The 17,563-nt window shown below is 61.9% G+C and carries 19 protein-coding genes and 1 tRNA gene; 13 read left to right on the top strand and 7 right to left on the bottom strand.

All coding sequences use genetic code 11. The features are described 5' to 3' along the window. Positions 1 to 227: 227 nt before the first annotated feature. Entirely contained in the window at positions 228 to 848 is a 621-nt protein-coding gene (locus tag HX866_RS02865) for a flavin reductase family protein (RefSeq protein ID WP_177137947.1), read from the top strand. Here the strand turns inward: HX866_RS02865 and HX866_RS02860 are convergent, their stop codons facing one another. Both HX866_RS02860 and HX866_RS02855 read right to left on the bottom strand, forming a co-directional pair. Then, on the bottom strand, positions 849 to 1,088 hold the full coding sequence (locus HX866_RS02860) for a hypothetical protein (RefSeq protein ID WP_177124041.1): 240 nt from the start codon (positions 1,086 to 1,088) through the stop codon (positions 849 to 851). 42 nt (positions 1,089 to 1,130) lie between these two features. Next, positions 1,131 to 1,496 (bottom strand): antibiotic biosynthesis monooxygenase family protein, encoded by a 366-nt coding sequence (locus tag HX866_RS02855; protein ID WP_177092821.1) that lies wholly within the window; start codon positions 1,494 to 1,496, stop codon positions 1,131 to 1,133. A 341-nt stretch (positions 1,497 to 1,837) separates the two neighbouring features. Between HX866_RS02855 and HX866_RS02850 the strand changes: the two genes are divergently transcribed. Further along, positions 1,838 to 2,767: an AraC family transcriptional regulator gene (locus HX866_RS02850; RefSeq protein ID WP_177092822.1), complete on the top strand. Its 930-nt coding sequence runs from the start codon at positions 1,838 to 1,840 to the stop codon at positions 2,765 to 2,767. 12 nt (positions 2,768 to 2,779) lie between these two features. On the opposite strand, the gene HX866_RS02845 is transcribed toward HX866_RS02850, so the two are convergent. Beyond that, on the bottom strand, positions 2,780 to 4,228 hold the full coding sequence (locus HX866_RS02845; RefSeq protein ID WP_177137945.1) for an aldehyde dehydrogenase family protein: 1,449 nt from the start codon (positions 4,226 to 4,228) through the stop codon (positions 2,780 to 2,782). After that, positions 4,228 to 5,865, bottom strand: a complete 1,638-nt coding sequence (locus HX866_RS02840) for a 5-guanidino-2-oxopentanoate decarboxylase (protein ID WP_177137943.1) — start codon at positions 5,863 to 5,865, stop codon at positions 4,228 to 4,230. Before HX866_RS02840 ends, HX866_RS02845 begins: the two co-directional genes overlap by 1 nt. Before the next feature lie 138 nt (positions 5,866 to 6,003). On the opposite strand from HX866_RS02840, the gene HX866_RS02835 reads away from it, so the two are divergent. Then, positions 6,004 to 6,888: a LysR substrate-binding domain-containing protein gene (locus tag HX866_RS02835; RefSeq protein ID WP_177092825.1), complete on the top strand. Its 885-nt coding sequence runs from the start codon at positions 6,004 to 6,006 to the stop codon at positions 6,886 to 6,888. 128 nt (positions 6,889 to 7,016) lie between these two features. Here the strand turns inward: HX866_RS02835 and HX866_RS02830 are convergent, their stop codons facing one another. Beyond that, a complete protein-coding gene (locus HX866_RS02830; RefSeq protein ID WP_177137941.1) occupies positions 7,017 to 7,631 on the bottom strand; it encodes an NAD(P)-dependent oxidoreductase in 615 nt (204 codons plus the stop codon). 108 nt (positions 7,632 to 7,739) lie between these two features. Further along, complete coding sequence (locus HX866_RS02825; RefSeq protein WP_177137939.1) at positions 7,740 to 8,624, bottom strand: MBL fold metallo-hydrolase; 885 nt, start codon at positions 8,622 to 8,624, stop codon at positions 7,740 to 7,742. Positions 8,625 to 8,736: 112 nt separating this feature from the next. On the opposite strand from HX866_RS02825, the gene HX866_RS02820 reads away from it, so the two are divergent. The 3 genes from HX866_RS02820 to HX866_RS02810 all read left to right on the top strand — a co-directional run bounded on the left by HX866_RS02820 (position 8,737) and on the right by HX866_RS02810 (position 11,582). Then, on the top strand, positions 8,737 to 9,642 hold the full coding sequence (locus HX866_RS02820; protein ID WP_177092828.1) for a LysR family transcriptional regulator: 906 nt from the start codon (positions 8,737 to 8,739) through the stop codon (positions 9,640 to 9,642). 163 nt (positions 9,643 to 9,805) lie between these two features. Next, positions 9,806 to 9,952, top strand: a complete 147-nt coding sequence (locus tag HX866_RS02815) for a hypothetical protein (RefSeq protein ID WP_177099521.1) — start codon at positions 9,806 to 9,808, stop codon at positions 9,950 to 9,952. A gap of 112 nt (positions 9,953 to 10,064) precedes the next feature. After that, entirely contained in the window at positions 10,065 to 11,582 is a 1,518-nt protein-coding gene (locus tag HX866_RS02810) for an MDR family MFS transporter (RefSeq protein WP_177137937.1), read from the top strand. Positions 11,583 to 11,606: 24 nt separating this feature from the next. Here HX866_RS02810 and HX866_RS02805 read toward each other — a convergent pair whose 3' ends face one another. Next, positions 11,607 to 12,449 (bottom strand): cache domain-containing protein, encoded by an 843-nt coding sequence (locus HX866_RS02805; RefSeq protein ID WP_177092831.1) that lies wholly within the window; start codon positions 12,447 to 12,449, stop codon positions 11,607 to 11,609. A gap of 169 nt (positions 12,450 to 12,618) precedes the next feature. Here HX866_RS02805 and HX866_RS02800 point away from each other — a divergent pair, with 169 nt between their 5' ends. The 7 genes from HX866_RS02800 (at position 12,619) to HX866_RS02770 (ending at position 17,524) form a co-directional block, all read left to right on the top strand. Next, positions 12,619 to 14,109, top strand: a complete 1,491-nt coding sequence (locus tag HX866_RS02800; protein ID WP_177092832.1) for a sensor domain-containing diguanylate cyclase — start codon at positions 12,619 to 12,621, stop codon at positions 14,107 to 14,109. Then, positions 14,102 to 14,320, top strand: coding sequence for a cysteine-rich CWC family protein (locus HX866_RS02795; RefSeq protein ID WP_177092833.1), 219 nt, complete (start codon positions 14,102 to 14,104; stop codon positions 14,318 to 14,320). Before HX866_RS02800 ends, HX866_RS02795 begins: the two co-directional genes overlap by 8 nt. Before the next feature lie 38 nt (positions 14,321 to 14,358). Continuing rightward, positions 14,359 to 15,051 carry a pseudouridine synthase gene (locus HX866_RS02790; protein ID WP_177137935.1) on the top strand — a complete coding sequence of 231 codons (693 nt, stop codon included), beginning with the start codon at positions 14,359 to 14,361 and terminating at the stop codon, positions 15,049 to 15,051. Positions 15,052 to 15,369: 318 nt separating this feature from the next. Continuing rightward, complete coding sequence (locus tag HX866_RS02785) at positions 15,370 to 16,257, top strand: alpha/beta fold hydrolase (RefSeq protein ID WP_177092835.1); 888 nt, start codon at positions 15,370 to 15,372, stop codon at positions 16,255 to 16,257. A 280-nt stretch (positions 16,258 to 16,537) separates the two neighbouring features. After that, a tRNA-Gly gene (locus tag HX866_RS02780) sits at positions 16,538 to 16,611 on the top strand. 251 nt (positions 16,612 to 16,862) lie between these two features. Continuing rightward, positions 16,863 to 17,165, top strand: coding sequence for a type II toxin-antitoxin system HigB family toxin (locus HX866_RS02775; RefSeq protein WP_177099746.1), 303 nt, complete (start codon positions 16,863 to 16,865; stop codon positions 17,163 to 17,165). Continuing rightward, positions 17,165 to 17,524 (top strand): helix-turn-helix domain-containing protein, encoded by a 360-nt coding sequence (locus HX866_RS02770; protein ID WP_177099744.1) that lies wholly within the window; start codon positions 17,165 to 17,167, stop codon positions 17,522 to 17,524. The genes HX866_RS02775 and HX866_RS02770 overlap by 1 nt, the downstream gene beginning before the upstream one ends. Positions 17,525 to 17,563: the final 39 nt, after the last annotated feature.

Here is a 17,563-nt window from a genome sequence, read left to right as displayed (position 1 = left end):
CCGCTGGCGCAGTCGCTTCCGATGGCTTCGATCACACCGGTACTGCCGGCGCTATCAGCTAACCGCTTCAGAAACGGCAACAGCCCGGCTTCGGCCGGGCTTAATTGTTTCTGGGGTAGTTGAAATCCATCACGACTCGCTCAGCACCCGACCTATCGCATTTCCCCGCCACGCGTCGCACACTGTTGTCTTCCCTTGTTGATCCGGCCCCTGGAAACCCTCGAACCATGTCCGACGCTATCCACTACTACGAACCCGCCAACGGCCACGGCCTGCCCCACGACCCGTTCAATGCGATCGTCGGTCCGAGGCCCATCGGCTGGATTTCCTCACAGGATGCCCAGGGCCGCCTGAACCTGGCGCCCTACAGCTTTTTCAACGCGTTCAACTACATCCCGCCGATCGTCGGGTTCGCCAGCGTCGGCCGCAAAGACAGCCTGAACAACATCGAACAAACCGGTGAGTTCGCCTGGAACCTCGCCACCCGGCCCCTGGCCGAAGCCATGAACCAGAGTTCGGCTGCCGCACCCGCCGAGATCAATGAATTCGAACTGGCCGGCCTCACGCCCGCCGACTCGCGAATCATCAAGGTGCCACGGGTACAGGAAAGCCCGGTGTCGTTCGAATGCAAGGTCACCCAGATCATTCAACTGCAACGGGCCGATCAGGCATTGGTGCCCACCTGGCTGGTGCTCGGCGAAGTGGTCGCGGTGCATATCGCCAAGTGGCTGATCAAGGATGGGATCTACGACACCGCCGCCGCCGAACCAATTCTGCGTGGCGGCGGTCCGGCGGACTATTTCCAACTGGGTCCGGAAGCCCTGTTCAAGATGTACCGCCCACGCTAGTTAAACCAGCGACCAGGACAATTCACCCTCTTCGTCGACATCGGCCAGTCGCGCAAGCTCATGCGCGGCCGCTTCGTCGGCCTGGAGGGCAGTCTTGAACTTCTGTGCATCGAGGATTTTGTGAAACCGTGGAGCGCCGGAACCGTCCAGGGCCTTCACGGCAATCGCCGCGCTATAACCGCCCTCACCGGGAACCACCGCTGAAACAGCTTCGAAGTGTGCAAACGCTTTACGTGCCATGCCTGTTATCCCGGCCAATTGATTGGCCGGCATTCTAAACCTTCAGCTGGCCAACTGCTGCAAGGCACCGGCACTGGACAGATGAAAATCACACTGCGCACGGGCAGCGCTGACATCGCTGAAGGTATGGAAGTCGAAGCTGTTGACTATCAGGTCCTGAACCAGATCGGCAAAGACCTGCATCGCCGGCGTATTGAAGTAGGCCGTCATGGCCGGTTGATTGACCCAGAATCCGGACACCAGCCACAGGTCGGCATCGGCCAGGGAGTGTTGCAGGGAAAACTGCAGGCAACCACTGGCCTGGCGGGAAGGTTCGATCAGGCTGCTCAGCCGCGCACCCAGTTCGGCAGAACGCCCAGGGCGTGCACGAACGAAGGCCATATGGCTGACGGGGATAGGCTTGGACATGCTCGGCGCTCCCGAAGAGAGGGTTGTACTCGTTCAATCAGTGCGGGGACTGACTGCGACAGGAACAGAGATTAGAGCTTTTGCCGAGGGGTCGTTAGTCGATTCCTGCCGGCTTATTGCACAATCCTGCCGCGACGCCAAAACCCGTCAATGCCAACGCTCCCAGTGGGCCTCGCCCTGTCCATCAGCTTTTGAGCAACTTCACGACCTCCAACTGCCTGTAATATGAGCGTCATATGAAAAGACGGCAGAATCAGGCAAGAATTGCGCAGCATTGTCCTGGCGCTATGGATTGCCCAAACTTAAGCTTGCCTCATTCGTCATCACCTCCAGGGCCCGCCATGTCCTTGCTCGATCAACCCCAAGTCCCCCTGCCGGTCGAAATGGAAAAGCTGCGCGCGGAACTGGCCGAGATCATCTGCCGCAACACCGGCGAAGACGGCAGCTATGCCACCGCCGTGGGCTCACTGCACCTGTCACGCCATAGCCTGCCCCATGAGTTCTCCCCGGTATTGGCCCAACCGGCCCTCTGCGTCATGGCCCAGGGTCGCAAGGAAGTGCGCCTGGGAGATGAGAACTTTGTCTACGATCCGCTGAACTACATGGTGGTCTCGGTTTCCATGCCGATCTGCGGGCGGATCGCCAGTGTCTCGCCGGAACACCCGATCCTCGCGTTGCGCGTGGATATCGATCCGGCCGAAATCAGTGCCTTGATCGCCGAGGCAGGCCCCATGGGCGTGCCCAGCCGGCCGACCGGGCGCGGCTTGTATGTGGAGCGCCTGGACACCCAGATGTTCGATGCCCTGCTGCGCCTGACCCGCCTGCTCGACAGCCCGAAAGACATCAACATGCTCGCGCCGCTGATCCGTCGGGAAATTCTCTATCGACTGCTGCGCAGCCCACAGGGCTACCGGCTGTATGAGATCGCCATCGCCAACAGCCAGAGCCATCGGGTCAGCCAGGCCATTACGTGGTTGAACAGCAACTTCGAGCAACCGCTGCGAATCGATAGCCTGGCCCGCGAAGCCAACCTGAGTGTCTCGACCCTGCATCACCGTTTCAAGGCGATGACCTCCATGAGCCCCTTGCAGTATCAGAAGCAACTGCGCCTGCAGGAAGCTCGGCGGCTGATGCTGATCGAAGGCCTGGATGCCTCGGCGGCCGGGTACCGCGTGGGCTATGAAAGCCCCTCGCAGTTCAGCCGCGAATACAGCCGGCTGTTCGGTGCGCCGCCGCTACGGGACCTGGCGCGGTTGCGCTTGAGCGTCTGAGTCAACTCGCGCCTACAAGGCGCGAATCACATGCTTGATTTCCTGGAACGCCTGCAAGCCCCAAGGCCCCAGTTCACGCCCCAGGCTGCTCTGCTTGTAACCACCCCAGGCGGTTTGCGGGAAGATCACCTGCGGCGCATTGATCCACACCAACCCGGCCTGCAAGGCATTGGCGATCCGCTGCGCGGTCGGCTCATGGTCGCTGACCACGCTGGCCACCAGGCCAAACTCGCTGTCGTTGGCCAAGGCCACCGCCTCGGCTTCGCTGGCAAAACTGCGGACACAGAGTACCGGGCCAAAAATCTCTTCGCGCCACAACGTACTGTCCAGGGGCACGTCGGTGAAGATCGTCGGCCGCAGAAAATAGCCCCGCGTCAACTCCGCCGGACGTCCACCGCCACAGACCAACCGGGCGCCGGTATTCAGTCCACGGTCGATATGACCCAGTACACGCTGGTATTGCGTCTGATTGACCAGTGCGCCCATTTCCACATCCGGGTCGAACGGGTCCGCCACGCGAATGGCTTCGGCCCGCGCAGTGAGCCGCAGCAGGAATTCATCGGCAATCTCGTCCGCCACCAGCACCCGGCTGGTGGCCGAACACATCTGCCCGGCGTTGAAGAAACCACCGCCGCTGGCGAGTTCCACGGCGAGGTCAAGGTCGGCATCGGCCATCACCAGCAGCGCGGATTTGCCCCCCAGTTCCAGGCTCACTCCCTTTACGGTTTCCGCCGCCCGCTGCATCACCTGGACACCGACCGCATTGCTGCCGGTAAAGGAGATTTTCGCCACCCGCGGATCAGCCGCCAGGGGCGCCCCGACCGCGAGGCCAGTGCCGCAGACCAGGTTGAAGACCCCGGCCGGCAAACCGCTTGCAGCAATTATCGCGGCCAACTCCAGCTCCGGCAGCGGCGTGACTTCCGACGGTTTGAGCACCACACAGCAACCGGCGGCCAGGGCTGGAGCCAGCTTCCAGGCAGTGGTGACCATCGGGAAGTTCCACGGCACGATCAGCCCCACCACGCCGCACGGCTCACGACGCACACGAGCGGCAAAAGCCTCACTGGGCAGCTCGACGGTCTTGTCCTGCTGCCCGTCGAGGGTCTCGGCCAACCCGGCGTAATACTCGAAGGTGGCAATCACGTCATCGACATCAATGGCCGCCTCGAACAGCGGTTTGCCGTTATTGCTCGATTGCAGGTGCATCAGGGTTTCCCGGCGCTCGCGCACACCCTCGGCAATCCTGCGCAACACGGCGCCACGCTCGGCCCCGGTCGTCGCGGACCAGCCGGCGAAAGCCCGACTCGCCGCACTGACGGCCTGTTCCACCGCCTGTTCATCACCGCCGGAAACGCTGCCGAGCAACGCCTCGGTGGCCGGGTTGATCACCCGTAGCTGTTCGCTGCCGGAACGCCAGTGGCCGTCGATGTAGAGACCGTCCTGATTCATTTGCGCTTTCATCACCATGCCCCTCCTTCCATCCACAAACGCTGGTCGACTTCGATCAGGGTCGGTCCCTGACGATCCGCGGCCGCCTCCAGGGCGCTACGCAAAGTCTCGACGCCGGCGACCGCCTCGGCCACACAACCCAGGGCCCGGGCCACGCCGATAAAGTCCGGGGTGTAGATATCCACACCCACTGGAGTGATGGCGCGATTGACCATGTATTTCTTGATCTCTTCGTAGCCCTGGTTATTCCACAGCAACACGATGATCGGGGTCCGCGCCTCCACCGCGCTGGCCAGTTCCGACAGGGTGAACTGCAAGCCGCCGTCACCGATCAGACAGACCACCGGAACCCGCTGGCTACGCTCGCTGGCGCCGCCGAGCCAGGCGCCGATGGCGGCCGGCAAGGCATAACCGAGGGTGCCGTAGCCAGTGGATGAGTTGAACCAGCGACGCGGGTGTTCCGGGTTCAGGGTCAGGTTGCCGGTATACACCGGCTGGGTCGAATCCCCCACCAGCACCGCCTCCGGCAGGACCTCGAGAACGGTATTGAGGAACTGCGTCTGGGCGCGGGTCGGTGCGTCCCAGAGGCCGTCCAGTTCGGCACGCAAGGCTGCGGCGCGTTGTGGCCCCCAATCGGCTTGCCGCTCAGCCAGCGTCTGGCCTTCGACGGCCGCGAGCAGGGCCTCGGCCGCCGTCCGCGAGTCGGACACCAGCGCCACCTTGGGCGGGTAGTTGCGCACCGTCTGGTCCGGGTCGATATCGACCCGCAGCAAGGTGCCGGGAATTTCGAAACCACCGGCAAAGGTGATGTCGTAGTCGGTTTCCGCCAACTCCGTGCCGATGGCCAGGACCACATCGGCATCCGCCACCAGGGCGCGGGTGGCGACCATCGATTGGGTCGAACCGATCAACAACGGATGGCGCGACGGCAACATGCCCTTGGCATTGATGGTCAAGGCCACCGGCGCCTCCAGCCGCTCCGCCAGTTGGGTCAGCGCGGCGGCCGCATCGATGGCGCCGCCACCGGCGAGGATCAGCGGGTGTCGGGCCTTGGCCAGCAGCTCGGCCATGTGTGCGACCGCAGCGGGAGCGGCGCCGGCACGGGCGATCTGCACCGGTTGGCTCTCGAGCAGGGCATCGGCGTTTTCCACCAGCACGTCGAGCGGAATCTCGATATGCACCGGACGTGGCCGCCCGGCCTGGAACAACGCGAAGGCCCGGGCCAGCACCGCCGGCAGTTCTGCCGCCGACATCAGTGTGTGGGAGAACGCCGCGACGCCCGCAACCAAGGTGCTCTGATTCGGCAATTCGTGCAGCTTGCCGCGTCCGCCGCCTAATTGACTGCGCGACTGGACGCTGGAGATCACCAGCATCGGGATCGAATCGGCATAGGCCTGGCCCATCGCCGTGGTGATATTGGTCATGCCGGGGCCGGTGATGATAAAGCACACCCCCGGCTTGCCGCTGGTGCGGGCGTAACCGTCGGCCATGAAACCGGCGCCCTGCTCATGGCGCGGCGTGACGTGCTCGATGCTCGACGAGGCCAGCCCGCGATAGAGTTCCACGGTATGCACGCCGGGAATACCGAACACCTGCTCGACCCCGTAGCCTTCCAGTAACTTGACCAATACTTCGCCGCACGTCGCCATCTGTTCCGCCCTTCTTGTTCGTCTTGACCGTGGGAGGCAGCCCCACGGCGATGACGTTATTGGAGCGTTTGACCCATGGCGGGCACAACGCAAAAATAGTCATACTAGCCATGTCCTGTGGTCATGCCTGAGTTCGCCATGAAACGTCTTCCGCCGCTGCCCGCCCTGCATACCTTTCTGATCACCGCCCAGTGCTGCAACTTCACCCGGGCGGCCGAGCAACTGCATATCACCCAGGGTGCGGTGAGCCGGCAGATCGCCGGGCTGGAGCAACACCTGGGTTATGCGCTGTTCCAGCGTCAGGCCCGGGGCTTGAGCCTGACAGCCCAGGGGCGTGAGCTGTTCCCACGGATCCAGCAGGTGTTCAGGCAGATTGAAGACGCCGTGGATCAGGTGGGTGCGCAACATCCGGCGCTGAAACTCAAGGCGCCCATCTGCATGATCCGCTGGCTCTTGCCGCGCCTGCTGCAATGGCGCAAAGAGCGCCCGGAGGTGCCAGTGGAGCTGACCACCAGCCTGCAGCACGGAGTGGACTTTCGCCGGGAAGACTTCGACGTGGCGGTAATTTATGGCGCGCCGCCGGGGCCGTCGGTGACCGCCCATCATCTGTTTGACGAGCAACTGACGCCGGTCTGCTCAGCACAATTGAAGAACGGGGCGATCGCCCTGGAGCGCGTGGCCGACCTTGAGCAGCACACCCTGCTGCACCCCACCCTTGATCAGCAGGATTGGCAAACCTGGCTTGAGGCGGCCGGGGTCCGGCTCGGTAATATCGGCAAGGGCCAACATCTGGAAACCATGGATGTGGCAATGTCCCTGGCGTCCCAGGGCAATGGGGTGGCGATAGGTGATTGGGCGTTGATCGGAGAGGACTTGAATGCCGGGCGGCTGGTCATGCCGTTCGATTTACGGGTGCGTACCGGACAAGCGTATTACCTGGCCTATCCGCCACGGTCCGAGGCGTCGGCAGCGCTGAATGAGTTGAAGACATGGCTGGTGGCGCAGGCCGGGGAGCGGCTCTGATCGCGCGCGCGCAACAAAATCTGTAGGAGCCGGCTTGCTGGCGATGCAGACGCTGCGGTACCTCAGGCAGACCGCGTTATCGTTCATCGCCAGCAAGCCGGCTCCCACCACCAAGGTATCGCTAAAACTCAGTAACCAACGGCAAACCGCTGACGCGAGTGCGCAGGCTTCTCGACTTCATCCAGCAGGGCAATCGCATAGTCGGCAAAGGTGATCCAGCTGCGGCCTTCGGCACTCACCAGCAGATCATCCTTGCCCAAACGGAAATGCCCGCTGCGTTCGCCTTCGACAAACTCCGCCGACGGCGACAGGAAGCTCCAGTCGAGGTCCTTCTCCTGACGCAGGGTTTCAAGAAACGCCGCACCGGCGCTGGCCTCAGCCTTGTACTCTGCCGGAAAGCCCGGGCTGTCGATCACCCGACCGCCACCCGGCAGCAACAGCGAACCGGCACCACCGACCACCAGCAGGCGTTTGACCCCGGCCTTCTTCACCGGACCGATCACCGCCGCAGCCGGCAAGGTAGAGAAATGCGCGGCGCTGATCACCACATCGTGACCGGCAACCGCCGCTTCCAGCGCTGCGGCATCCAGCGCATCGACCGCCTTGCTGACAACACCGGCACGCCCGGCGAGCTGCGCCGGGTTACGGGCGATGGCGGTTACGCTGTGGCCACGACGCAGGGCTTCTTCCAGCAGTTGGCTACCGGCACGACCGGTGGCACCAATGATTGCAATCTTGCTCATGACACTCTCCAGTTCCAATCGAATGACGCCAGGCGTCGAGGGGTACCTTCCCGCCCTGGGGGCAGGAAGGCGGGTCTACAAATACTTGCCATCAGCAGGTGAGCACACTCACCACTTCATCTCGCCCTTGGCGACCTTGGCGCTGAGCTCCAGGGAGGACTCTTCGCCCAGGTTGGGGTAACGCTGCTTCATGGCCACGATCAGTTGCGCGGAGTCCTTGGCCTTGGCCGTCTCCTCGTCGAAAGCCTTGATGTAGTCGGCAGTGAATTGCACCGCCGCGAGGGAACGCGAGCTGTCGCCCAGGAAGTGACCCGGCACCAGGGTCTTGGGTTTCAACGCCTGAATCTGTTGCAACGTCGCCAGCCAGGCCTGATGGGACTGCGGGGTCTGGGTATCGGCCATCCACACATGGATGTTTTCCGCGACCACAACACCGCCCACCACCGCCTTGATCGACGGAATCCAGACAAAGGTACGATCCGGTTGCTGGCCGTTCAGGCCGACAACCTTCAGCTCACGCCCTTCCAGCATCAGGTGATCACCCTTGAGCACCTGCGGCACCACGGTGTGTGCCGGCACATCGGCGCCCATTTTCGGTCCCCAGAACGCCAGCTTGCCGTCGACGGTGGCCTTGATATGCGCCACGGTCGGCGCCGATGCCAGCACCTTGGCCTTGGGGAACGCCTGGGTCAGAGTGTCCAGGCCGAAGTAGTAGTCCGGGTCGCCATGGCTGATGTAGATGGTGGTCAGTTGCTTGCCGCTGGCGCGGATTTTTTCCACCAGTTGTTCAGCCTGGGATTTGCCGAATTGGGCATCCACCAGGATGGCCTCTTTCTCACCGCTGACCAGCACCGAACTCACCGGAAAAATCGCCGCAGTCCCGGGATTGTAGACATCCAGGCTCAGGGCCGGCTGGGCCGCCGCCGCATGGGCGACAAAACCCAGGGTCGCGGTGGCGAGCAAGAGACGACGAAACAAAGACAATCCGATCATGTGCAACTCCGAAATCTGTGGGCCGTGATGGCGATGAACAGAGCTTAGTTGCCCGAACCGATACAAAAAATGCGATGCTGGAACATAGTTTGTTTCTGAAAGTGGTCAAATCATGGATCGTCTTACGGCAATGCGAGTCTTCGTCACGGTGGTCGACCTGGGCAGCCAGTCGGCGGCGGCCGATCATCTGGACCTGTCGCGGCCGGTGGTGTCGCGTTATCTCGCGGAACTCGAGGACTGGGTCGGCGCCCGGCTGATGCATCGCACCACCCGCAAGCTGAGCCTGACCGCCGCCGGCAACGAAACCCTGCCGCGTTGCCGCCAGATGCTGGAGTTGTCGACGGACCTGCAGGCCGCCGTCAGCGCACCGGACGAGGCGCCGCGGGGGCTGTTGCGGATCAGTGTGAGTACCTCCTTCGGCCTGTCACAACTGGCCGCGGCCATGGCCGAGTACGTCAAGCGCTACCCGGGCGTCAGCGTCGACCTGCAGATGCTCGACCGCACCGTCAACCTGGTAGACGAGCGCATCGACCTGGCGATCCGGGTCAGCAACGAACTGGACCCGAACCTGATCGCCCGGCGGCTGACCGTGTGTCGCTCGGTGATCTGTGCCTCCCCCGCCTACCTGCTCGAACATCCGGCGCCGCAAAGGGTGGAAGACCTGAGCCGGCACAATTGCCTGACCCACTCCTACTTCGGCAAGAGCCTCTGGCATTTCGAGCAGGACGGCGAACAGGTTTCCGTGCCGGTGCAGGGCAATATCAGCGCCAACGAGGCCGGCACCCTGATGCAGGCGGTGATGGCCGGGGCCGGGATTTCGATGCTGCCCACCTACCAGGCCGGGGCCTATATCAAACGTGGCGAACTGGTGCGCCTGCTGCCCGGGGCGGAACCCATGTCGATGAACATGTATGCGGTCTACGCCTCGCGCAAACACATGCCGACCACGTTGCGCAGCATGCTCGATTTCCTGGTGGAGCGTTTTCCCGAAGTGCCGCTCTGGGATGAGGGTCTATGAGGACCGGCCGATCCATCGGCTGAATGGCGCGCCAACGATACGGCGCAGGCCACTGGCAACTCACGACAACTGACCTAGGCTTGAACCAGTGCCTTCTAGCGAACTGAGTTCGGCAAAGTCAGAGGTCAAGAGCATGAATATTCTAAAAACAAGAAAGTGCGCCATGGTGTTTGCAATTACCGCCGTGCTGGCGCTCTACGCCACCGCAGCCTGGCGAGTTGAGCAGCTTCGGCAAGCGCCACGGGTGGTCTTCAGTTGCCATATGGATTACTGCGTGCCGCACACGGCCAGCCTGAGTGCACTGCGATAATGACCTGAGCCTTACTTATGAGGCTATCGAATAGCAGGCTATCGAGTACACTGACAAGCATCCCCGCACACTTGCCTGGTGAGCGGGTCAACCACTGCTTGCAGGTTCTACCGTGACCAATCTCAGCCAGCCCGGCCAAACGAAGCCGGCGATTCGCAGTATCCTGATCGCCTTGATGCTGGCGATTTTCCTCGGTGCGCTGGACCAGACCATTGTCGCCGTCTCGATCCCCGCCATCTCCGCTCAATTCAAGGACGTCGGCCTGCTGGCCTGGGTCATCTCCGGCTATATGGTGGCCATGACCGTGGCCGTGCCGATCTACGGCAAGCTCGGCGACCTTTACGGACGACGCCGGCTGATGCTGTTCGGCATGGGCCTGTTCACCCTCGCCTCGCTGTTCTGCGGCATGGCCCAGAACATGGAGCAACTGGTGCTGGCGCGGATCATCCAGGGCATCGGTGCCGGTGGCATGATTTCGGTCAGCCAGGCGATCATCGGTGACATTATCCCGCCCCGCGAACGCGGGCGTTACCAGGGTTATTTCAGCAGCATGTACGCGGTGGCCAGCGTGGCCGGGCCAGTACTCGGCGGCTACATGACCGAATACCTGTCGTGGCGCTGGGTCTTCCTGATCAACCTGCCGCTGGGCCTGGGGGCCTGGCTGGTGGCCCATCGCACCCTGATCGGCCTGCCGATACCGCAGCGCAAACCGGTTATCGATTATCTCGGCACCGTGCTGATGATCATCGGTCTGACCGCCCTGCTGCTGGGCATCACCGAAATCGGCCAGGGCCACCGTTGGGACGATAGCCGGGTGCTGGGCCTGTTGATCACCGCGCTGGTCGCCCTGGTGCTGTTTGTCCTGCATGAACGGCGCACGGCCGAACCCTTGCTGCCGATGCACCTGTTCCTCAATCGCAACGCCCTGTTGTGCTGGTGCACGATATTCTTCACCAGTTTCCAGGCGATCTCGCTCACGGTGCTGATGCCCCTGCGCTTCCAGAGCGTGACCGGTGCTGGCGCCGACAGCGCGGCCCTGCACCTGCTGCCGCTGGCGATGGGGTTGCCCATGGGCGCCTACTTTGCCGGACGGAGGACCTCGGTGACCGGCTACTACAAACCGATGATCCTGACCGGTGCGGCGCTGATGCCCCTGACCATTCTCGGCATGGCGCTGACTCCGCCCCAGGCGGTGCTGCTCAGCAGCCTGTTCATGTTGCTGAGCGGGATCGCCGGCGGCCTGCAGTTCCCGACCTCGCTGGTGGGCACGCAGAACTCCGTGGAACAGCGCGATATCGGTGTTGCCACCAGCACCACCAACCTGTTCCGCTCCCTGGGCGGGGCGATGGGCGTGGCGCTGATGTCGGCGTTGCTGCTGGCGCTGTTGCAGAACTCCAGCCTGACCCACCTGGCCGGTGCTTCGGTGGTCGCCGAAGGCGCTTCGGGCAATGCCCTGCTCGAAGGCCTGAACAGCGCCGAAGGTCCGGCCCGTGATGCCCTGCGTGGGGAGTTGCTGCTGACCTTCCGGCATCTGTTGATGATCAGCGCCGCCATCGCCCTGCTGGGGCTGGCGGCAGCGCTGGCGATGCCGAACAAGGTACTCCGCGGGCGGGACGACAAGGCCCACTGATCGAAGTGAGCCCTGGTGGGGTCGTCAAGGACTGTAATACCCGACCGCCACCAGGTACTGCCCGACCCTTCTCAGGTAGGCATGCTTGTCCTCGATCTTGCCGGTCACCGGGTTCTTCCAGCGATAGGCGTACTCGCCACGTTCCTGCTTGCCCATCAGCGCCAGGATCGGTTCGCCCACCGGCTTGCCGTCCGGGTCCCGGATCTTGCTGAAGTCGGTATTGACCAGTCGCAGGTTGGTCCCGTGGGCCAGGTAACGATGGGTTTTCAGGTCCACCACGAAGACATACAGGTCGTCCTCCAGGAAGCCCAGTGCATTGATCGACTCGAGCGTGGCCTGCTTGTCCTTGCCCAGATCGGTCGCTGCCCTGGCCAGCAAGGCTTCGGCCTGCTGCGGCGAGGCTCGGGGCAGGTAATAACCGACCGCGAGAATGCGCTCACCGACCCGCTGGAAAAACACCCGCTTGCGCTCGACCTTGCCATCATTCCAGTTCTGCCAGCGATACTCGGCCTCGTGAATGCCGCTACCTTCCGGGGTTTTGAGCGTGTCCTTGAATGCCTTGCGCAAATCCAGGCCCAGGGCCTCGGATACGTCGCGTCCGATCAACGCTGAAGACGGCCCGCCGCTGGCCAGCATCACCCCTCGGGTGTCGACCACAAACACATAGCGGTCCTGATCGACGAACTCGCCCTGGCGACTGAACGCCGCGAATGCCTTGTCGCCCTGGTCGCGGTAATAAGCCACGGCCTTTTCCAACAGCGCCTTGGCCGCCGGAGCTTCATCCGCCGGTGCCGTCGCTGCCAGCGCCGACCCCAGGCACAGCAACATCAAACAGCCTGACAAGGCCCGTGTTAAAGCAAACCCCATGATGCAGTCCTCGTTCGTGTTGGTCGCACATGAGCGTAGACCGCCACCGCCTATACGGAAGCATTCAGCAAGCCGTGGTAGCAACGCCCGAACTCCCTGCAAAATGTGCAGGCATTTTTTATCCGCGCCACTAGAATGCGTCCATCGGGAACCCGCCTACGGAATCGTCATGCCGCTTCGCTCAGTGCTCTACTCGCAACGCTCACTGGTCCTGACACTGATCGCCCTGCTGGGCTGCGGTTTCCTTGCTACCTCCCTGCTCAGCTACTACGCCTCGCGGGCCTCGATCCGCAGCGGCATCGTCAACACCGAACTGCCCCTGACCTCAGACACCGTCTACTCGGAAATCCAGAAAGACCTGGTCCGGCCGATCCTGATTTCCTCGATGATGGCCCGCGACACTTTTATGCGCGACTGGGTGGTGGCCGGCGAGCGCGACCCGGAACAGATGACCCGCTACCTCAATGAGGTCATGACCCACTACGGCGCCTACACCGCCTTCTTCGTCTCCAACAGCAGCCTGACCTACTACCAGGCCAAGGGCGTGCTGAAGAAAATCCGCGTCGACGAGCCCCGCGACCTCTGGTACTTCCGTGTGCGGGACATGAAGGAACCCTACGAGATCAACGTCGACCTGGACATGGCCAACCATGACAGCCTGACGTTCTTCATCAACTACAAGGTCTTCGACTACGACGAGCACTTTCTCGGTGCGGCCGGTGTCGGCCTCACGGTGGATGCGGTGATCAAGCTGATCGACAAGTACCAGCAGCACTACCAGCGCAGCGTGTACTTCGTCGATACCTTCGGCCGCCTGGTGCTGACCGGCAGCGACGGCGGCCCCGAAGGCGCCCGGGCCGGACAGTCACTGAACGACCTGGAAAGCATGAAAGGCCTGTTGGCCAAATTGCCCAAGCCCCACGATGGCAGCTACGAATACGCCACGCCGGACGGCCAGGGGCACTTCCTCAATGTGCGCTTCATTCCGGAACTGAACTGGTACCTGTTCGTCGACAAGCGTGAAAACAGCGCCCTGGGCGAAATTCGCCAGTCGTTGTACCTGAACCTGCTGATCTGCCTGGTGGTGACCCTGATCGTGCTGGCCCTGCTCAACCGCGTGATCCATCGCTACCAGCGCAAGATCCAGGCCCTGGCGACACTCGACAGCCTCACCGGCCTGCCCAACCGCCGGGGTTTCGATCTGCTGGCGGGCCAGGCCCTGCACGAGGCCCAGCGTGAACCCAAGCCGTTGATCGCGCTGTTGCTGGACCTCGATCACTTCAAGCAACTCAACGATAGCCACGGCCACCTTGCTGGCGATGTCGTGCTGAGCGGATTCGCCCGCGACCTGGAGAGCGGCCTGCGCCAGTCGGACATCATTTGCCGCTGGGGTGGTGAGGAATTCATTGCCCTGCTCAAGGACACCGACAGTGCCAACGCCCAGTTGATCGCCGAGAAAATCCGCCAGAATATTGAACAACAGCGTTACAACTACAACGGCCAGAGCCTGCAATTGACCGTCAGCATCGGCCTGACTTCGCTGCAACCCGACGACACCCTGCACAGCCTGCTGGCCCGGGCCGATCATGCGCTGTACCGGGCCAAACAGAGCGGGCGCAACCGCGTCTGCAGCGACCTGCCGAACGCCGCCCATGAATGACCCCGGCCTCTGCCCGGCCTGCGGTGCTCGCAACGACTGCGCCCTGGCCGACCCGCGTACCGCCGATCGGCCCTGCTGGTGCTACAGCGTCAGCATCGACCCGGCGATACTCGAGGCGCTGCCCGACGAACTGCGCAACGCCGCCTGTCTGTGTCCGCGTTGCGCGCAAGTCGACGAGCAACTGAAGACACCCCCACGACCTGCGCCATGACGTAAAATGCCCGCCCGCTTCTCCATGACCGACCCGCCATGCGCCTTGACCGTTTCCTCAGCAACCTGCCCCGTTTCAACCGCCAACAGGTACGCCTGTTGCTGGTGCAGAAGCGGGCCAGGGTCGATGGCCTGATCGTCGCCGATCCCCATCATGAAGTGAGCGAGTTCAGCCAGGTCGAAGTCGACGACGAGGTGCTGCAGGAAGGCCGCCCAGCGCGCTACTTCATGTTGCACAAACCCCAGGGCTGCGTCAGCGCCACCACGGACCCGGAGCACCGCACCGTCCTCGACCTGATCGACGAGCCCGATGCGGCTGAACTGCATATCGCCGGCCGCCTGGACTTCAACACCACCGGGTTGATGATCCTGACCAACGACGGCCAGTGGTCGCGCCGGCTGACCCAGCCGGGGACCAAGCTGCCCAAGGTCTACTACGTGGAGACCGAGCAGGTCATCGGTGCCGAATACGCCGAGACCTTCGCCCGCGGCCTGTACTTCGCCTTCGAGGACCTCACCACCCAGCCTGCCACCCTGGAATTGCTCGGCCCGCGCAGCGCCCGCCTGAGCATCGTCGAAGGCCGTTATCACCAGGTCAAGCGCATGTTCGGCCACTTCGACAACAAGGTCCTGCGTCTGCACCGAGAAGCCATGGGGCCCCTGATGCTGGATGAGCAACTGGCCCCAGGGCAGTATCGCGTGCTGCGCAGCGAAGAAATCGAGCAGATCTGAGAGCGCGACGACGACCGCTGGGCAGAAGTCACGAAGTTATGACAAATCGTTCCTTGCGCAATCGCCCTGTGCCTGCTTGAATCAGACCGTCAGACAAAATATGACTGGCAAGTCACACCATCATTCCAAGAAACTCTTTGTCGGCTGCGAGGCCCACCGGCTCTCGCTCTCCGGCAGATTGCCCGCCTATAACAACACCCGTCGGCCAGACTTCAACGGACCGACATGGGCCTGCAACATTCCAGGCGAATGCCTACCTGTCATATAGCCCGTGCACAGTTCGTTGCGCGCATACCCGCTAGCCAGGAGTCTTTTGACATGAGGCCAGAAATCGCTGTGTTGGATATACAGGGGCAGTATCGGGTTTACACGGAGTTCTATCGCGCAGACGCCGCAGAAAAGACCATCATCCTGGTCAACGGCTCGATGGCCACCACTGCGTCGTTTGCACAGACAGTGAAGAACCTGCACCCACACTACAACATCGTGTGCTACGACCAGCCCTACGCGGGCAGGTCCAAGGCCCACAACCGTCACGAGAAAATGCTCACCAAGGAAGTCGAAGGGCAGATCCTCCTGGAACTGATCGACCACTTCGCGGCCGAGCATGTGATGTCTTTTTCCTGGGGCAGCGCGGCGACCCTGGTGGCCTTGGCGCACCGGCCGCGGCGAATCGAAAAGGCGGTGATCAGTTCTTTCTCGCCAGTGATCAACGAGCCGATGCGTGAGTATCTGGAGCGTGGCGTCGACTACCTGGGCGCCTGCGATCGCGACCGCATGGGGCATCTGGTCAACAACACCATCGGCAAGCACTTGCCGTCACTGTTCAAACGCTACAACTACCGGCACGTCAGCAGTCTGGCCGAGCATGAATATGAGCAGATGCACTTCCATATCGGCCATGTGCTCAACAGTGACCGCTTGTGCTACCTGAAGGCGGCGAAACAGATCGAGGTGCCGGTGCTGTTCATGAATGGCGAATGGGACGAGTACACCTCGCCTGACGATGCGTTGCAGTTCGGCCAGCATGTGCGCCACAGCCACTTCACCACGATTCGCAGCACCGGGCATTTCCTCGACATGGAGCACAAGTCCGCCTGCCGCGACAGCCGTCATGCGCTGCTGGAGTTCCTCAAGCCAACGCACCAGGAAAGCCGATCGCGGTACTACCGACATGTTCAGGAACACCATGCGCGGGCCATGTGAACGAGCAGTGTCGCGGGTATGCGCAGTTCCCGCGACCGAATGCAAATCCCGTGATGGACGCCAATCCCTTGTAGGAGCCCGGCTTGTCCGCGAAGAGGCCAAATAGGCCATCAGACTTCTCGCAGGCAAGCCCCGCCCCGATAGAAACCACGCTCGGCCTTGCTGCCGGGTCTTGGCGCTTGCGTGCGCCATGCCGACCCGATGTGCTCGTTAAAACACAGATTTTCAAAGAAAAACTTCAAATCCCCGGCAACATCTGGTACAAAGTCAGCCGTCCGAAGCGGGTATAGTTTAGTGGCAAAACGAAAGCTTCCCAAGCTTTAGTTGAGGGTTCGATTCCCTCTACCCGCTCCAATCAAATCCAGTCTGACGTTGCTGAACAGCGCGACGAAGACAAAAGAAAACCGGCCCTGTTGGCCGGTTTTTTTATGGGCGTAATCGCAGCTGAGCGTCCAAAATAACAACTCTCCCAGAAATGACAAAGACGCCTCTTTCACAGACAGGTCGCCTTGTCATCGCCCGCTACCTGTCCGGGACCGCACACCCAGGGATTGCATCTCTCGACAGCAAAGTCTAATATCTCCCAAAATGGGAGGATCATGTAGGTGCGGGTGATAGCAAGAGGTACCTTGCGGATATTCTGGGAAAGCAGCCCTGCTTATGCCGATTCCGAGACGCCGCTGGTTGAGTGGTACCGACATATGGAAAAAGCCGTCTATCGCACGCCGCAAGAGGTCAAGGCGGAGCTGAGAACGGCCAGCATCCTCAAAGGTGGCAGGGTGGTATTCAACATTGGCGGCAACAAATATCGAGTGATTCTGGCAATCGATTATCAGAGACAGCTTGGCTTCATACGATTTGTTGGCACCCACGCCCAGTATGACCAGATCGACGCGGAGACCGTGTAATGAATATTAAACCCATTCACAACCAAGAAGACCTGAGCGCCGCCTTTGCTCGTATGGAGCAGTTGTGGGGCGCAGAAATCGGTTCGCCTGAAGGGGATGAGCTGGAAATTCTTGCGTTGCTCATCGAAAAATACGAAGACGAGCATTATCCAATGCCACCTTCCGACCCGATTGAAGCGATTAAATTTCGCATGGATCAGCAGGGCCTGACCCCTCGCGATCTAGAGCCCTTCCTCGGATCAAGCGGGCGCGTCTCCGAAGTATTGAATCGCAAACGCAAACTCAGTCTGTCGATGATCAAGCGCTTGCATGACGGTTTGCGGATTCCTTATGAGTGCTTGCTCGCGGATGTTGCATGACGCGCAAGATTCTGGGAGCCCCCCGAATCTTGTCGTCAG

Origin of the sequence: Pseudomonas gingeri, from assembly GCF_013386165.1 — a bacterium.
In the GTDB taxonomy this organism is placed as follows: Bacteria; Pseudomonadota; Gammaproteobacteria; order Pseudomonadales; family Pseudomonadaceae; genus Aquipseudomonas; species Aquipseudomonas gingeri_C.
Note: the sequence above shows the minus strand (reverse complement) of the source record. Positions and strands in the feature narration are given on the sequence as shown.

Excerpts from the sequence above, each read along its gene's own strand:
- HX866_RS02865 (WP_177137947.1), top strand. The coding sequence starts at position 228 with ATGTCCGACGCTATCCACTACTACGAACCCGCCAACGGCCACGGCCTG.
- HX866_RS02860 (WP_177124041.1), bottom strand. The coding sequence starts at position 1,088 with ATGGCACGTAAAGCGTTTGCACACTTCGAAGCTGTTTCAGCGGTGGTT.
- HX866_RS02855 (WP_177092821.1), bottom strand. The coding sequence starts at position 1,496 with ATGTCCAAGCCTATCCCCGTCAGCCATATGGCCTTCGTTCGTGCACGC.
- HX866_RS02850 (WP_177092822.1), top strand. The coding sequence starts at position 1,838 with ATGTCCTTGCTCGATCAACCCCAAGTCCCCCTGCCGGTCGAAATGGAA.
- HX866_RS02845 (WP_177137945.1), bottom strand. The coding sequence starts at position 4,228 with ATGAAAGCGCAAATGAATCAGGACGGTCTCTACATCGACGGCCACTGG.
- HX866_RS02840 (WP_177137943.1), bottom strand. The coding sequence starts at position 5,865 with ATGGCGACGTGCGGCGAAGTATTGGTCAAGTTACTGGAAGGCTACGGG.
- HX866_RS02835 (WP_177092825.1), top strand. The coding sequence starts at position 6,004 with ATGAAACGTCTTCCGCCGCTGCCCGCCCTGCATACCTTTCTGATCACC.
- HX866_RS02830 (WP_177137941.1), bottom strand. The coding sequence starts at position 7,631 with ATGAGCAAGATTGCAATCATTGGTGCCACCGGTCGTGCCGGTAGCCAA.
- HX866_RS02825 (WP_177137939.1), bottom strand. The coding sequence starts at position 8,624 with ATGATCGGATTGTCTTTGTTTCGTCGTCTCTTGCTCGCCACCGCGACC.
- HX866_RS02820 (WP_177092828.1), top strand. The coding sequence starts at position 8,737 with ATGGATCGTCTTACGGCAATGCGAGTCTTCGTCACGGTGGTCGACCTG.
- HX866_RS02815 (WP_177099521.1), top strand. The coding sequence starts at position 9,806 with ATGGTGTTTGCAATTACCGCCGTGCTGGCGCTCTACGCCACCGCAGCC.
- HX866_RS02805 (WP_177092831.1), bottom strand. The coding sequence starts at position 12,449 with ATGGGGTTTGCTTTAACACGGGCCTTGTCAGGCTGTTTGATGTTGCTG.
- HX866_RS02800 (WP_177092832.1), top strand. The coding sequence starts at position 12,619 with ATGCCGCTTCGCTCAGTGCTCTACTCGCAACGCTCACTGGTCCTGACA.
- HX866_RS02795 (WP_177092833.1), top strand. The coding sequence starts at position 14,102 with ATGAATGACCCCGGCCTCTGCCCGGCCTGCGGTGCTCGCAACGACTGC.
- HX866_RS02790 (WP_177137935.1), top strand. The coding sequence starts at position 14,359 with ATGCGCCTTGACCGTTTCCTCAGCAACCTGCCCCGTTTCAACCGCCAA.
- HX866_RS02785 (WP_177092835.1), top strand. The coding sequence starts at position 15,370 with ATGAGGCCAGAAATCGCTGTGTTGGATATACAGGGGCAGTATCGGGTT.
- HX866_RS02770 (WP_177099744.1), top strand. The coding sequence starts at position 17,165 with ATGAATATTAAACCCATTCACAACCAAGAAGACCTGAGCGCCGCCTTT.